At 62.0% G+C, this 13365-nt stretch carries 7 protein-coding genes and 3 pseudogenes; 2 read left to right on the forward strand and 8 right to left on the reverse strand.

Features of this window, described 5'->3' with window-relative positions; genetic code table 11:
* Positions 1 to 118: 118 nt before the first annotated feature.
* Positions 119 to 4380: pseudogene (locus ACFQAU_RS19170) on the reverse strand (strawberry notch-like NTP hydrolase domain-containing protein).
* 404 nt (positions 4381 to 4784) lie between these two features.
* Between ACFQAU_RS19170 and ACFQAU_RS19175 the strand changes: the two are divergent.
* Positions 4785 to 5300, forward strand: coding sequence for a hypothetical protein (locus tag ACFQAU_RS19175; protein WP_223866110.1), 516 nt, complete (start codon positions 4785 to 4787; stop codon positions 5298 to 5300).
* On the opposite strand, the gene ACFQAU_RS19180 is transcribed toward ACFQAU_RS19175, so the two are convergent.
* The 5 genes and pseudogenes from ACFQAU_RS19180 to ACFQAU_RS19200 all read right to left on the reverse strand — a co-directional run bounded on the left by ACFQAU_RS19180 (position 5297) and on the right by ACFQAU_RS19200 (position 10320).
* Entirely contained in the window at positions 5297 to 5953 is a 657-nt protein-coding gene (locus tag ACFQAU_RS19180) for a DUF6927 domain-containing protein (protein ID WP_132446223.1), read from the reverse strand. The genes ACFQAU_RS19175 and ACFQAU_RS19180 overlap by 4 nt on opposite strands.
* Complete coding sequence (locus ACFQAU_RS19185) at positions 5953 to 6546, reverse strand: regulator (protein WP_132446225.1); 594 nt, start codon at positions 6544 to 6546, stop codon at positions 5953 to 5955. The genes ACFQAU_RS19180 and ACFQAU_RS19185 overlap by 1 nt, the downstream gene beginning before the upstream one ends.
* A 76-nt stretch (positions 6547 to 6622) precedes the next feature.
* Positions 6623 to 8605: a ParB/RepB/Spo0J family partition protein gene (locus ACFQAU_RS19190; RefSeq protein WP_132446227.1), complete on the reverse strand. Its 1983-nt coding sequence runs from the start codon at positions 8603 to 8605 to the stop codon at positions 6623 to 6625.
* 155 nt (positions 8606 to 8760) lie between these two features.
* Positions 8761 to 9150 (reverse strand): DUF3768 domain-containing protein, encoded by a 390-nt coding sequence (locus tag ACFQAU_RS19195; protein ID WP_132446229.1) that lies wholly within the window; start codon positions 9148 to 9150, stop codon positions 8761 to 8763.
* Positions 9151 to 9250: 100 nt separating this feature from the next.
* Positions 9251 to 10320, reverse strand: a pseudogene (locus tag ACFQAU_RS19200) (alpha/beta hydrolase).
* A 424-nt stretch (positions 10321 to 10744) separates the two neighbouring features.
* Here ACFQAU_RS19200 and ACFQAU_RS19205 point away from each other — a divergent pair.
* Positions 10745 to 11182 (forward strand): helix-turn-helix domain-containing protein, encoded by a 438-nt coding sequence (locus ACFQAU_RS19205; RefSeq protein ID WP_165935603.1) that lies wholly within the window; start codon positions 10745 to 10747, stop codon positions 11180 to 11182.
* 45 nt (positions 11183 to 11227) lie between these two features.
* Here the strand turns inward: ACFQAU_RS19205 and ACFQAU_RS19210 are convergent.
* Both ACFQAU_RS19210 and ACFQAU_RS19215 read right to left on the reverse strand, forming a co-directional pair.
* Positions 11228 to 12165, reverse strand: a pseudogene (locus tag ACFQAU_RS19210) (ArdC family protein).
* A gap of 40 nt (positions 12166 to 12205) precedes the next feature.
* Positions 12206 to 12676 carry a hypothetical protein gene (locus tag ACFQAU_RS19215; RefSeq protein WP_132446237.1) on the reverse strand — a complete coding sequence of 157 codons (471 nt, stop codon included), beginning with the start codon at positions 12674 to 12676 and terminating at the stop codon, positions 12206 to 12208.
* Positions 12677 to 13365: the final 689 nt, after the last annotated feature.

The following is a 13365-nucleotide window of genomic DNA, read 5'->3' on the forward strand; positions in this document are numbered from 1 at the left end:
GGGTCTGTCCTCTTGTCTGAAGTGGGGGCTGGGCAGGCATGGGGATGCCCGCGGCCGGGAAGCGCAGACCGGCCAAATCCCGATCCGCGACGCCCGACCGGAAGCCCGCTTTGACTTTTCAGGCGGCTTGTTCTGCAGCTCTAGCGGCTCGATGCCCAACGATCCGGGCCAGAATGCTTCCCGTGTCGATCCCGTCCCCATGCGGCAGAAACACCCGCAACTGAAAGGCGATGATCTCCGTGAAACACCCCATAGCCTTGAGGCCGTCGATCATGCCTCGATCTGCACCGCCCAACTCAAGGCGCATCTCGCCAGCGACACGACGACGGGTCAGGCTCAGGCCCCGGCCCAGATCGACAGGTGCGGTGGTGCCGAGGGCGGCGGTCAGCATATCCTGTGGCGTTTGCGGATTGGAGACGAGGAAGCGGGCGCGCAGCGCGGCCGCTCCTTCCTCGCTCAGCGTGCGCCCGATCATGGCGGTCGCCCCATCGGGCGTGACCCGGTAGATGCGCTCATTGGTGGTCGGAATGTCCTTCCAGATCGGCAGCAGCAGCCCGGTCAGCAGGTAGAGCTTGGTCGTGGTGGTTTTTGGCAAGGACGCGGCCTCGGCATCCCAGACCTGCGTGAACTCGGGCCTTTCAATGTCTTCCCAGGCAGACGCCTCAAATCGGGTCTCCTCCAGATAGCTGGACCCGTTTGGCCGCACCATCTTGCGCATGAGGGTGACGATATCCTCATCGTACATCTGCATGGGGCGCGCCGAGATGAGCGCCGCGCGGCCGGAGGCGCGATTAACCATCGGCAGCTTATCCGGATTGCGCGATATGGCCTCTTCGGCGCCCAGGACATGGACCGGGTCCGTCACCTCAAGTCCGATGATCCGCGTCACGGCGCCGGATTTCGGGCAGGTCCAGAGATCCTCAGTGGAGACCTGTTCGATCTTTTCGCCGCGCAGGGTTTCGACGCCGAGATCGAGCGTGCCCGCCGCGCGCGCCCTTTCCGTCTGATCGGCAATCCGGCGCATGAACTCGGCAAAGAGCGCGTTCTGCATGTGGATGGGAAGGGCCAGAACCCGGTTCAGAAACCGCTGGATCGGGGGCAGCTCCTCGAGCAGCACCCCGTCCTTGTCGATCAGCCGCAGGGCCGTCCAGTCGGTGAAGTTCTCATAGCTCATCGCCTCGGCGCGCCCGGCGGCAAGATCGGCGTAGTAGCCACGCAATGCCGCCCGCGCGATCGGGCTTTCCAGATTGTCCTCCTCGCGGAACATGCCTTGCGAACCGGTCTCGCGTTGGCCCTTGGTCAAGGCCCCCAGCTGGTCGAGGCGTTTGCTGATCGTCGAGGTGAAACGCTTCTCGCCATGCACATCCGAGGTGCAGACCCGGAAGAAGGGCGCACTGACCTGGGCCGAGCGATGCGTGCGGCCCAGCCCCTGGATGGCCGCGTCGGCGCGCCAGCCGGGCTCCAGAAGATAGTGCCGCCGCCGTTTCTGGTTCTTCGCGGTCTGTGCCGCATGATAGGACCGGCCCGTCCCACCTGCATCGGAGAAGATCAGGATGTCCTTCTCGCCGTCCATGAAGGCCTGGGTTTCGGAGAAATTGCTGCTGGCGGCGCGCTTCTCGATGAAGAGATGGCCATCTTCGGCCTTGAGTGGCCGGATCGAACGGCCCGTGACCTCCGCGACAGCCTCGTCGCCAAAGGCCCAGAGGATTTGATCGAGGGCCGAGGGGATCGGCGCCAGCGTCATCAACTCCATCATGGCCGCGTCACGCAAAGCGAGCGCCTCGCGCGAGACGACCAGCGCGCCAGTCTCATCGCGCAACGGCTCGGCCACCATGTTGCCGTCGATCTCGACCAGCTTTTGCGCATGGATCGGGAAGGCCTGTTCGAGGTAGCCCAGAACATAATCACGCGGCGTCAAGGCACCCTCAACGAGTTCATCCTCCGGGTCCATCGTCTCAAGTCGGCGCTTCAACAGGCTCTCGCCTGTCGAGACCACCTGGATGACGCAAGCATAGCCCGCCACCAGATCCTGCTCGATGGCACGGATGATGGTTAGGGCTTTCATGCCCAACAGGAGATGGTTGAAAAACCGCTGCTTCGTGCTCTCGAAGCGGGACTTGGCCGAAGCGCGTGCGGCCGAGGCATTGGTCTCGCCCGAGGCGTCGTTGACCCCAGTCGCGGTCAGCGCCGCCTCGAGATTGTGGTGGATCGTCCGAAACGCGCCCGCATAGGCGTCGTAGATCTCGATCTGGGCCGGGGTGAGCGCGTGTTCGAGCACGTCATATTCCACCCCATCAAAGCTGAGGGCACGCGCCGTGTAGAGCCCGAGCGTCTTGAGATCGCGCGCGACCACCTCCATGGCAGCGACACCGCCGGCTTCCATCGCAGAAACGAAGCTCTCGCGTCTTGGGAAGGGGTATTCGGGGCCCTGCCCCCAGAGCCCCAGCCGCGCGGCATAGGCCAGGTTGTGCACGCTCGTGGCACCCGTGGCCGAGATGTAGAAGACGCGGGCGCGGGGTGCTGCCAGTTGCAGCCGCAGGCCAGCAAGGCCCTGCTGGGAGGGTTTGACCCCCTGCCCTGCTCGGACCCTGCCGCGTTCTGCATGGCATGGGCCTCATCAAAAGCGAGGACGCCTTCAAAGTCTGCGCCCATCCAGTCGAGGGTCTGGTGCAGTCGCGTGGTGCCGCATTTGCCCGCGGACCGCAGCGTGGCGTAGGTGACGAAGAGGATACCGTCGCCCATCGGGATGGGCTGGTCCGGTTTCCATTTGGAGAGCGGCTGAATGTCGGCGGGCGAGCCGCCGAGATCGGTCCAGTCGCGGATTGCGTCCTCGATGAGCGTCGCGGATTTGGAGACCCAGATCGCCTTCCTGCGCCCGGCCAGCCAGTTCACGAGAATGAGCCCCGCGCATTCGCGCCCCTTGCCGCAGCCGGTGCCGTCGCCGAGGAAATAGCCAAGACGATAGGCACGTGCATCCGGGTCATTATCGGCGGGCGTCAGCTTGGTCTGGTCCTCGTCGATGGTAAACCGCCCCGGCAGGTCACGCCCATGGGCATCATGCGCCATGATGATGGTCTCGAGCTGCGCCTCGGAGAGGTATCCCTCCTCGATCAACCGTGCGGGCAGGCGCAAGCCATCACGGCCCGTATTTGAGGGCATGGGCGGGGCAACCGAGGCCATGGCGATGCTCTCGACCAGCGGCGTAGGATGTTCCTGCGCACCCGCGATCTCGATCCGCTGCGGACGGTAGCGCGCATAGATGTCCGAGATCGGCGTGTTGTCGCGCGGGATATCGAGGCTCTTGAAAGTGAGCGGGACAACGGCATTGGCCCGAGGTTTTGAGGCGGCGACAGGCGCAGCAGCGGTCTTGCGCGGGACAAATGATCGAACGGTCGGCCGAGCATGAGGGATCGCTTCAACCCGTTGGGCCGGGCTCATCTCGGTCCGTGTTGCGGCCACGGCATCGACAAATGGAAAGGCTTCATCCAGATCGCACAAAGTGGCGCGGATCATCTCGCCGCCCTCCTGCACCTTGTCGAAGACCATCAGCTGGGTTTCGACAGAGGTGCCGAGCTTGCGGTAGACCTGCCCCGGCATCGTCAGCGCCAATCGTGGCGTTAGGAGACCGCAGGCGCGGGACCAATGCGCGGCATCGCGTTCGGGCGTGAACCCCGTCGGCATGATCGCCACCAGGCGCCCACCTGGTGCCAGGCGCTTTGCAGCCGCAATGAGATGTTTGGCAGCGATGTGCTTGTCGCGGGATCGGTCGACCGAGGAGGCGAAGGGCGGATTCATCACCACGACGTCGGGTAGAACCGGCGTCTGCAGCAGATCGTCGATATGCTCGCCGTCATGGCCCGTCACATCGCCACCAAAGACCGCGCGCAGGAGGCGCTGGCGAAAAGGGTCGATCTCGTTGAGCAAAAGCGTGGCACCGGCCCGGGCGGCGAAAGTAGCCAGGGCACCGGTGCCAGCCGAGGGCTCCAGCACGGTCTCGCCCTTGCGGATCGCCGCGGCCCGCAAGACCAGCGCCGCGAATGGCAGCGGCGTGGAAAACTGCTGCAGCCGGATCTGCTGCTCTGACCGGCGCGTTTCCGTGAGAAGCCGTGAGGCAAGGAGCTTTGCAGCGGCGATGTCACCTGCCGCACCGTCCCCACGCAGCAGCACCTGAACAGCCGCGGCCTGCATCAGGTCATATGCCATGCGCCAGTCCCAGGCACCGCCGGCATCGTTGCCATGGAACGTCTCGCGCATGATACGCGCGATCGCTGAACTGCGCAGGGGCTGGTTGTCGACCTCCGCGCCGATCTGCGCGAGGGCAGAGGTGAGGTTAGCGTCGGATTCAACAGGATTGGGGAGCGTTGAGCGGGGCTTGGACATGGGGGTTTCCTTTGGATCAGGGTCTGAGTTCCAAAGACAAAAAGCCCTCTTTCGCTTTTCGGGATGATGAGCTCAGACCAAGAGGCATCCAATCTACGGCCGGCCAATCAAACGGTTTTTCGGAGTTGGATTAGAAAACTGAAAAACCCGCCGCAATGCGACGGGCTTTTGCTTTCTTTGTGCAATGAGGGGAGGCATAGTGCCCGCAATCTCAAAGCTCACGCTCTATATGGCACCGAAAGTCTTTACTGTCAATGTATCCACCGTTCACGGCTGATGAAGAACACCACCTTCCGAACGTCCTATCCGCACCTAGGTTTGCGACCTATCTGCGCGAAACCGGCAATGATAGGACGCGAGCTCTCCACCTATACCACTGGAATCTTCAAGTATCAGCCGCGTTCATGGTTCCACTCCATGTTTTGGAAGTTGCGCTGCGAAACGCGATCGTGGAAGCAATCGAAGCTGTCCATGGAGGAACATGGCCTTGGACACAAGGCTTCATCCGTTCGTTACCGAACCCGCGCGGTCCGGCATACAGCCCCAAACGAGACCTCGAAGGTTGCGCAGCACAGCAACCCACTGCCGGAAAGGTCGTCGCCGAACTGAAGTTCGTGTTTTGGGAGAAGATGCTGACAAACAGGCACCAAGGCAGACTGTGGGACGATCATTTCTACGCAGTGTTTCCGGACGCGCCTCGTGGTGTCGCTGCCAGCCAGCGCCGATCTGAATTAAGGTCTGACATTGAAGCCGTGAGGAGGCTCCGCAACAGAATCGCACACCATGAGCCTGTTTTTCCGCGCGCCCTTCAGGATGATTTTGACCGGATCATCCGCTGCATAAGATGGCGCAACGAAACGACCAGCAACTGGGTGCTGGAAATCGAGACGGTGCGCGCACTACTCGCAGTGCGCCCCTAAGCGTCCCGCCCCGCTAGGAATTCCGCCAGCACAGGACTGGCCGCGCCCTTTGCGGAGCTGAGCAGCTCTGAGCCCGCAAGCGAGGCCTTCGACAGGCGTACGAGCCCACCGGTTTCCTCGATGCGGTAGCAGCGGCGTTTTTGCCGGCCCCGCCTGTAGTGCGTCGCGGTGACGAGCTGGCAGGTGCTGCCATCGGTGAGCGTCACAGGGGTGGCGAGCCTGATCTTGTCGCCTTCCTCGTAGTCCGGTATCGCAGCCCAATCCCGGCAGCGCTGGCGCCAGTCCTGGGCGTAGCTGTCCGGGTCTTTCAGGTCAGAGAGAAGCTCGATCAGCGCAAGGGGAGCGCTCGACTCGTTCGGACCAGCGCTTTCCTCCATGTCCTTGTAGCCCCAGCAACCGTCATCGTATCGGGTAAGGAAGACAGCTCCGAAAGTGATGGAGCCATCCGCATCGGTGACATAGGTCGCATCCTCGACTGGGGTGCCGTCGCGATTGGTGACCCTTGCAGCAGCATACCAGGTGGAGGCGACCTTGCAGGCCTTGACCAGTTCAGTTTTGCGCGTGTCGCCCTCGAAGGTGCAGAGCCGTGTAATTTCCGCCTTCTCATCCGCGTAGGATTTGATACGGCGGTCGGTGTAGAAAAGCCATCCCATCAAGCCGCCCTCCGGTCATCGATTTCCATCAGCGCATCGAGCGGCACGCGGTAGGGCTGCATGGCGTCGAAATCCTCGCAATTGCCGCAGTTCTGCACGATCGCGAAGGTATCGCAGGCATCCTTGAGGATAACCCGGAAGGTGCCGCCGAGGCCCGAGGGCACTTCGTAGGTTCCGCCGATGAGATAATCCGAGGCCCGGCGCACGAAGACGCGGATGCTGTGGCCATCGGTGGCGAGCCGGATGGCCCCTCGCCCCCGGTCGATGAGCACCTGCACGTCATCCAGGATGTCGGTGTAGAACTGGCCGGTCAGATCACGAAACGCCATGCGGCGCTGCGCCATCCAGTCGGTGTCCCGAAACGGGTTCATGCTATCGGCGAAAGCAAAGGACGGATCGGCCTGCTCGGTGGTGACGATACGGGTGGTCGTGCCATCGATGCCGTTTGAGCGCAGATGCACGCCATTGCCGACGATGAGGATCAGGGCGGGCCTGTCCACGGGCCCGTTCCAGTTGGGCAAGAAGGTTTTGCAGGCGCGTGCATGGGCGATCTGCGCCGCAACAGCGGAGGCAGAGAACTTGAGAATAGCCATGGGGATGTCTTTCTGTTCGGTTTGGAAGGGTCGACCCGCGCGGGTGGCATGGCCCACGCGCGGGTCGCGTGATGGCTCAGGCCGCTTGCGCGACCTCGCTGTCAGGCTCCGGAGATTCCGCGATGGGCTCCGCCTCATCAAAGGCGACACCGTTGGTCTGCATCATCGGCGGGCACCAGGCGGCCACGGCAGCGCGCTGCGCGTCGGTGAGGGTGGCGAAGGGTTCGGCGAAGAGCTTGTCGCAGAAGGCGACAATCTCCTTCTTGCTCGACGAGGCCAGCGTCACCGCCTCCTGGGCGAGACCCAGATCCTCGCCGAGGATCTTCAGGAGCCAGGCCTTCTTGAAGCGGTTGAACAGCGCCGCGTTCGGCGTCCAGTGGGCGCGGATGTCGGGCATGATCTCGATCTCGAACGCATGCATCAGGCTGTCGCGCCGAGGATCCCGTGCGAAGCAGGACTGCGTGGTGCTGGCCGTAGCATAGGCGACAAGTTTGGCCTTCTCCCCTGCCTCCAGCGCGCGAAACGCCGCGAACTGATCAGCGGGCGCGCGGGCGTCATCGAGCCAGGACAGATCAAGCGCATCATGCGCCGCCGCCACCTGCTCGAGCGAGGTCTCGTCGATCTCGTCCATCTTGGCGTGGCTGCGATATTCCTTGCGGGCCTCGATCTTGATCGCCTGCGTGACACTCATGCCGCTGGCCAGAACATCACTGACCAGCTTGAAGAGCGTCACATCAAGCGTGGCCTCCGGATGCAGCGCCATCGCGGCCCCAAGCGCCATGGCTCGCTCGATCTTGAGGTCCTCAGCCAGTGAAGATGGATAAGTGATTTCGCCCGGGTCCGGGGCCTCCTCCCCGGTCGGGCTAGCCGAGGAGCCGCGCGCGCCCTCCTTTTTGACGGTGTCTTCCGGGCGGACGAGGCCAACATGGAGGGTCACCTGCCCGCCCGACCAGGACGCGATTACCCCAGACCGCGCGAGGTCCTCGGCGCTGTAGGCCTCCTGCAGGTCGCGGGCTTCCTCTTCCAAGGCGTCCACGCGCTCGTAAAGCGCGTTGTAGGCACCGTCCTCGAGCCCCTCATCCTCCATCTCGAGCTGCAGTTTCTCGAGTTCGGCGGTGATCTCATCGATGCGCTTTTGCGCAGCCTCATCAGGCTCGATCGGGCCGGGATAAACGCGGCCGTAGTCGGCCATGGTCGCGTAATCATAGCGGACCATCGCATCGGCCCAGGCAAAGCCCAGCTTTATGCGGGCCTCTTCGGCGGCGGCACCGAGCTTCTCGAGCAGGATGGTTTCGACCAGCGCTGCATCCTCCAGCACGGAATGCTCTTCCAGAAGGTCAGCCGCGACGGCGCCGCCGCGGGCCTCGTAGTCCGCGCGCACGAAAGCCCCGATATCATCGCTGACCTGCACACCGCGGGATTTGAGCGCCTGACGGACCGTGTAGGCCTGCAGATAGCCGCCGTCTTTTGTGAGCGCCTCGAAGACCTCGCGCTGCGCCTCCTGGCTCGGGTGCTCGGCGAAGGCTTTCATCGTGTCGAGCGTGATCACCTTGCCCCGGGCCGCGGCGCGGATGTCGGGGTGGATCAGGCCATAGCGCAACCGGCCTTTCACGGCCGCCACCGTGGCGCCGAAGGTCTTTGCGATCGTCTCGGGCGTCTGGCCGTCGACCTCCATCATCCGGGCGAAGGCCTCGAACTCGTCGATGGCATTCATCGGTGCCTGGGTGATGTTCTCGGCGAGCGACAGCGCCGTGGTGACGTCGCACTCCTCAGGGACAAGGCGGCAGTCGACCTTGGTTTTCGCCGTGAATCCCTTGCTGGCCTTGTCAGCGATCAGCTCCTTCAGGGCTGCATGGCGCCGGCCACCGGCGAGGACAGCATATTTGCCGTCAAGCTTCTGAACCAGAAGCGGCTGGAGCAGGCCCAGCACAGCGATACTGGCCTTCAGATGGGCGATGTTTTCGGGGTCATAGGTTTCCGGCGCGTTGCTGCGCACATTGGCGGGATGCGGGACGAGATCGCCGATAGCGACGGTAAGGGGAGCAAAGCTTGTGGTCATGGGATATCCTTCCAGGAGGGTGAGGTGTGGCCCGCGCGCTCACGCGCGTGACCAATCCCCGGCTTCAGGGATCACCACGACAAAAGGCCCACTTTCCCTTTGAGGAGTCAGCGGGCCTTCATCGTCTCAGATGTCAGGGTGAGGAGTCCCCTGCCCTACCAGTCGCGCGCCAGCATGATGGTCAGCACGCGCATGGTGGTGGCAGGATTGTCCGGGGTCTCGGCCCCGTAGCGGAAATCCGAGTCTGCTTCATAGAGATCGATCTTCCAGAACACGGTCTCGCCCCGGATCTCGACCGCCCCGAAATCGTGCCAGCCCTCGGGATCATTCTCAGGCTCGAACGTGGCAAACTCACCGGTGGCCTTCACCGCCTCGGCCATAAAGCCGTCGCCGGCCTCCATAAGCGCGCGGGTGACATGCATGCGGCCCTGGATGAGTTGCGCGGGCGGCACTCCAAGGCATGCGAGCTTGCGAAACGCGTCGTTCTGCGCCGCGATCACGGTCGGATCCGGACGGTCTGGCTGGGGTTGAACATTCATGGACATCGGGATCTCCTTTGAGAGGTTTGAAACACCCTTCCCAAAGCCTGCTTTTTCTTTTCCGTGCGGCGGAAAGCCCGGTCCAAACTTGCCAGAACCAAACAGTTTACACGATAGTAATATCCTGCAGACCAGCAAGCGATCCGCCCGCCGCTATATGAGTATCGATCGCGTGTCTGATCCTGGTCAGCGCGGTTGTAGATGACGTCGTCATGCTGTCGTAGGCCTGAAAATCATGCGGCATGTCCGGCCACAGATCGAGCGACACGTCGGCACCGTTTTCTTTCTGAACCTGCGCGAACTCGATGATCATATCCCGCAAGACCTCGCGCCCTCCGGCTTGCAGATATAGCGGAGCAAGACCGCTATAGTCATGGGAGATCGGAGACAAGGCTTCGCGCCCAAACGCCTGATCGGGATCAAGCCATTTGCCGAATTGTAGCGCCATCCAGCCTTGAACCAGATCCGTGGGATTGTTGCCCTGCAGGCTTGAGCCGCGATCCCCAATATCAGTCCATGGGCAAAGCCCGATACAAAGCGCAGGCTGCGGTTTGTCCTGAGCCTTGAGCGATTGTAGCAGCATCAATGCCATATGCCCCCTGCGCTGTCGCCAATCACGACGATCTTTTCTGCAGGCACCTGCGCCGCCAGAAAATTCCACGCGTTGATAGCGTCGTCGGCCTGTGCAGGATGAGGGTGTTCTGGTGTCAGGCGGTAGTCAGGCGCGAACAATCTGGCGCCGGTATGGTGAGAAAGCATCTGCGCGAAACGGCCACTCACCCCGCCATTGAACGTATACCCGCCGCCGTGGAAATAGAGCAGAACCGCCTCGCTCTCACGGTGTTTTGGGTCATACCAGCGCCCGCTTATCCCCTGTGCCGCCGAAGAGGTCACCTCGTAGATATCATCTGTCTGCGTCTGGAGACTGTCGAACAGTTCGCGCCCCTGCGCGATATCGCGATGGCGCATTGCCGCGGTGAATTGATGACGGACAAACCGGATTCCGGTTTCCATATTGGCATCCCAATCATCGGCCATACGCCTCCCGAGCGCATGCCGTATCGACGTTGCGATTGCGATCTGACTGAGTTTTGCAAGGCTGCGTAGCCGAAGCGCGAGCGGGCCTGAATAGACGATTTTAACCACGTTAATGTCCTCGTTGCCAGTTTTGGCCATCGTTGCCTCAGGAGGCGCGGCGAAATATAGAATGATTGCGTCACAAGGAGTGTCGCCGGTCTCAAAACTGTTCCTGCCGCCGCCTGCTTTGGGGGCTGCCTCATGGCGGGAATTTTTCGGGATACGCGTGGCGCAGATCTATCGGCCGCGAACCGGATGAACCATTTTCCGGCCTCTCCGCTTGTTGCGATCACACTCGTTCAGCACGGCACGATTCACATGCTCCCAGCGAGGACAAGCTGGCGGGGCGCTGCTGAAACGCCAATCCTCCCCAAAAAATCGGTGCTGCCACCGCAGGACGTGCCGGTGTCCAGTTGGGCGCAAGGCGATGTTGTTGCACTGACGGTCGGGGTCTATCCTGACGCATGGCTTGCCCTCGGGGGATAGCGCGTGTACAACGTTAGCACCCGTCTTTGATCAGGCGTTGGAGGGCTTTGATACCGAAGACGACGCGACCGCAGGATGGATCAAGTTCTGCGAAACGCTCGAAAATACTTGGCGTGATGCCCGACCGAAAACCTGGCAGCCTGCCGCGCGCATTTCAGACTGGACCAAGGCACTGGCGACCCGCGCGGCTCTGTCGGGGTCGGGACGCAGCGTTCGCAGCATTGAACGCAGGATCATGCGTTACTCCGGTCACACGCGGCGCAGTTTGGCGTTCTTTTCGGCCTTCGAACAGCTCCATGAAATTTCAAGAAATGCAGCAGGTCAGCCATTGGCAGAAATCGCAATCGATGCGGGATATTCCGACCAGTCCCACATGGGACGTGCCGTGCGCCGCGCGACGGGCTTCTCTCCGGCCGAGCTTAATAAAGCCATTGAAGCCGAGGAGCCTTTTTGTGCATCCTGCAGCATCGGTTGAAATGGGCTCACACCTGCCATTTTCCGCTTCGCCGCAATAGGTCTGTTAAGCCGCCTCGGCGCGGCCCCCTGCCCTGCCCGCCTCGGATATGGCGATCAGGTAGTCGCAGGCGCGCTGCGCATCGGCGGCGTGCCGGAAGATCGCGCCTTTGTCAGACCGAAGGACGCGCAACCAGTTGTGGAGATAGGCGGCGTTCATCTCGAGCGTATGCGCCGTGAAGCCAAGCGTCTGCCCAAGAAACACCGAGGTCAGTTCGGCGACGATCTCCTCGCGCGCGTAGGAGGTGTTGCCGAACTTCGAGAGCCCGAAATCACGGTTCAGTCGATGGGGGCCTTCGTGGCATGGGCCAGCTCATGGGCCCAGACCCCGTAGAAATTGCGCGGGTCCTGGAACCGCGTGATGGACGGCATGTAGACCTTGTCCACGGGCGGCAAATAGTACGCCTCCGTGCCCGTGAAGACGGTCGTGATGTCGATGGCATCGAAAAACGCCTGCATGTGCGGGATTGGCTCGGACGGAGGATGCTCGGGCACGGGCTCCGGATCGGGGAAGAAGCTGTCGGGCAAGCCCTCGATCTGGCAGGCATTGAACACGCGGTAGGATTTCTGGAAGCGGAAGATACGGGCTTCCTCGGAGTGATCATCCCCGTCGCTGCGGTCATGCTCATCGCCGGCGTCTCTCCGGCTTTGACCGTAATAGACGACGACAGAGGACTTCTCGCCCTTGCGAACCTTTGCATCCAACGCATTGGCTTGCGGCAGCGTCATCCAGAAAGGCGAGCTGTGGCCTGCCATCACCGTTCGCATGGTCAGCAGGAAGTTGTTGACCCCTTGGTAGGGCTCACCGCCTACGCGCAGGGGACGAGAGTTGCCACCTGCTGTCCAGGGCTTGCGCCACGGTAGGACGCCGCGCTCGATGATACGGATGATTTCGTTTGTGATGACCTCGGAGGCATCGAATTTGGTCGTGCGGGATCGGGCCATGGCTGGCCTCCTTTCGAGTGTTGGTGAGAGGGAATGGTGATCAGGTTGACTGGCGGGGGCGCGGATCGTTGGCGATCCTGGCACCGAGGGCTTCGACCATGTCGATGTAGGTGGTCAGCGAGACGGACCTGCCAGGACCGCAAGGGTCAGGGTCGACCGATCCGTCCCGCGCCACGCACGGCAAGTTCGCGAAGGCGGTGACATCGGTGACGGATCGGATATCGATGAACGGCGTTCCTCGTGCGACCGCGAGGGCGGCCAAGGGAAAGCGCTCGATCGGCGCGAGGGTCGACACGGTGGTCCAACCGAGATGGAGGAATGTCCCACCCTCCCCGCAGATCACATGCGCGTTTGGCAATGACGCCGCCTGCTTCAGATAGCCGAGATCACGCAGGACGGTCTGGCGTTCGAGCTGCAGTGCCTGGCCCGTCTGGCCGGTTCGGCGTAGTTCCTTGTGTCGCCACCACGAGGCAGCGGTCGTGCGTAACACGCGCAAGACACCTATTTGCATGGGAATGCCCTTCGTCAGGAACGACAGACCGGAACCCGGCCCGGACCCATCTGAGGGACCCCAAAGGCCCTCATCCGTCAGTCACAAAACCCGAAGAACACTTTTACTTTTCGTGGACCAAACCCATGAAACACCCAACCTCCACCGAACTGTACTGGCACGACGGGATGAGAACTTCCACAGGGCCTATCGGCTAGACCTGTGGCGGTTTCTTCTTCACGAGATAGCCCAGACCGCTCAATCGGCCCGCAACTGCCAACTTCTTCGTAAAGCGTGCTGATCCTTTGGCTTCCCGTCGATGTAGCGGATCGGCATCCTGGAAAGGGAAGCCATTTCGATGAAGGCTATTATGGGCATGATTTCTCATCGCGAATACCAAAAACGCAATAACCTATTGTTATTAAATCGTTTTCCGCCATCGGACGGATCAGATCATTCCGCAGCCAACATCAAAGCACTCTTTTGAAGAGTTCGGGTGTCATGAAATCAAGAGATTGAGTTGCAACCGCTGTTCTGCGATGTCCTCGTCGTCCACTACGACCAAATCAGCGGAACGCGGGAACGCTGGCAACCAGCTGCTGCGCTTGAGGAGCCGATTGCCTCGCTGGCCATGTCGCCATTATCGAAGTGACTGAGAAGTTACGGGGTCCCCTTCCCCGCGCGCGGGAGTTCGAGGATCGAGCCCTTGG

Origin of the sequence: Sulfitobacter profundi (assembly GCF_042661425.1) — a bacterium.
GTDB lineage: Bacteria > Pseudomonadota > Alphaproteobacteria > Rhodobacterales > Rhodobacteraceae > Sulfitobacter > Sulfitobacter profundi.